This is a genomic window from Lunatimonas lonarensis (assembly GCF_000390185.1).
GTDB classification, from domain to species: Bacteria; Bacteroidota; Bacteroidia; order Cytophagales; family Cyclobacteriaceae; genus Lunatimonas; species Lunatimonas lonarensis.
Window position 1 is genome coordinate 1 of sequence record NZ_AQHR01000083.1, and the last position, 1503, is coordinate 1503.

The following is a 1503-nucleotide window of genomic DNA, read 5'->3' on the forward strand; positions in this document are numbered from 1 at the left end:
TAGGTTTTTTTGATGTATCAGCAAGCATCTTTAAGGAAAATGTGTTGGTCAGTTATGTTTCCTCCGAGGAAATACATGCGAAACGAAAGGAGATTCTGGAAAGTAACAGGGGAAGCAAGGCACTGTGGGATATGGTAGCCGAAACTCAGAGTACAGAAAACCAGCACAAATTTTTTACCGATTGAAGGCTTGTTATTGATACGTTCTTGGTATATACTGCATCTTTCGGTACATTTCTATAAAAAAGTAAGAGAAGAAGGAGATGATGGACGCGAGAAACCGTGTGTGTCAGATACAGATATTTTTACGACAAACGTTTTTTTTGGATTCTGTGAATGTTTGACCTCTGTTGGTTTGTGTGATTTCGCCAAAATTACTCAACTATGCCCAAATATCCCCTTAATTAATAGTTTTCTTTTGCTATTTTTGTATTATTAGTTTATGTTTAACCAAAAATATTAGGAAATGAAGGGTTATTTTAGAACAATTAAATGGCTGCGTTGGGCGGTGGCCGGCGCTTTTGGGCTCATGTTGGTTCTGAACATTATGGTCAGTTTGGAATTCGAGCGAGGAAACTATTTCCCCTCTTTAACGCTTGCAGAGCTTGGTAATATGGCTTTTGCGCAAGGAGAGGGTGGTGATGGAGGAGACTGGTTTTGGCAGTCAAATCAAACCTCTATCACATGTCAACGGCAGGTCTGTTGGATTCCGGGAATCATGTGCGATACATTCAATGGGAACAAGGTTGAATGCATCGATGGTTGGTCTTGGTGTATGGCTTATTGCAATGCATAAAAAGTCTTGTAATAATCTATATTTTTAGATATTGGTTATGTTTTCAAGTGGAATCCCGACAGGAAGATAGACCTCACAGGATGTCTTTACATCTTTTTGGGCGATATAAACCTGTCGGCCACTTCCTTTATTTTAAATATTTAACGGTAGGCTTTTAGTGCCGAATGACAAGGACTTATATACCATGACTATCAGCTCAAAACTCATTTTGTTTTCTTTAATGATAATTACCTTTTTCACTTCCTGCAATATGAAAGGGGGCAATCGATCCGATACCAAGTTTAGCGGAATGGATATGCAAAAGGTATTGTCACCAACGATTCCCAACATGCTGTCAGCGGAGAAGGAGGAGGACTTTCCTATAGAAATACGCGTTCCGGAGGATAGTCACGGGGTGGTGCAGATGTCTGATGTAATAGACAGTGTCTGGTATGTTAAACTTGGGGATACACCGTCCGACCTCATGTCAGATTTTTTACAAAATATGGAGATTCATGACGGCAGGATCTATGTAAGGGATGCGACGCAAAAGCATGTCTATGTCTTTGAGACCAATGGAAATTTTTTATACGCCAAATACCCTTTGGGAGATGGCCCCCGTGAATTTAGAAGGGCGGGTAGTATCGCCGTAGACCGATATCAAAATAGGTTGGTCATTCACGACGATGGCTTGTCAAAAGTCCTTTACTATACCCTGGATGGGGAGTT

Annotated in this window: 3 protein-coding genes; all 3 read left to right on the top strand. The window is 40.7% G+C overall.

Annotated elements, in window-relative coordinates:
- Nucleotides 1-185: hypothetical protein (locus ADIS_RS23165; protein WP_035805903.1), on the top strand; the 185-nt coding region annotated here is incomplete at its 5' end.
- A gap of 280 nt (nt 186-465) precedes the next feature.
- Complete coding sequence (locus tag ADIS_RS12770; protein WP_010854953.1) at nt 466-795, top strand: hypothetical protein; 330 nt, start codon at nt 466-468, stop codon at nt 793-795.
- Nucleotides 796-1015: 220 nt separating this feature from the next.
- Nucleotides 1016-1503: 6-bladed beta-propeller (locus ADIS_RS12775; protein WP_035805905.1), on the top strand; the 488-nt coding region annotated here is incomplete at its 3' end.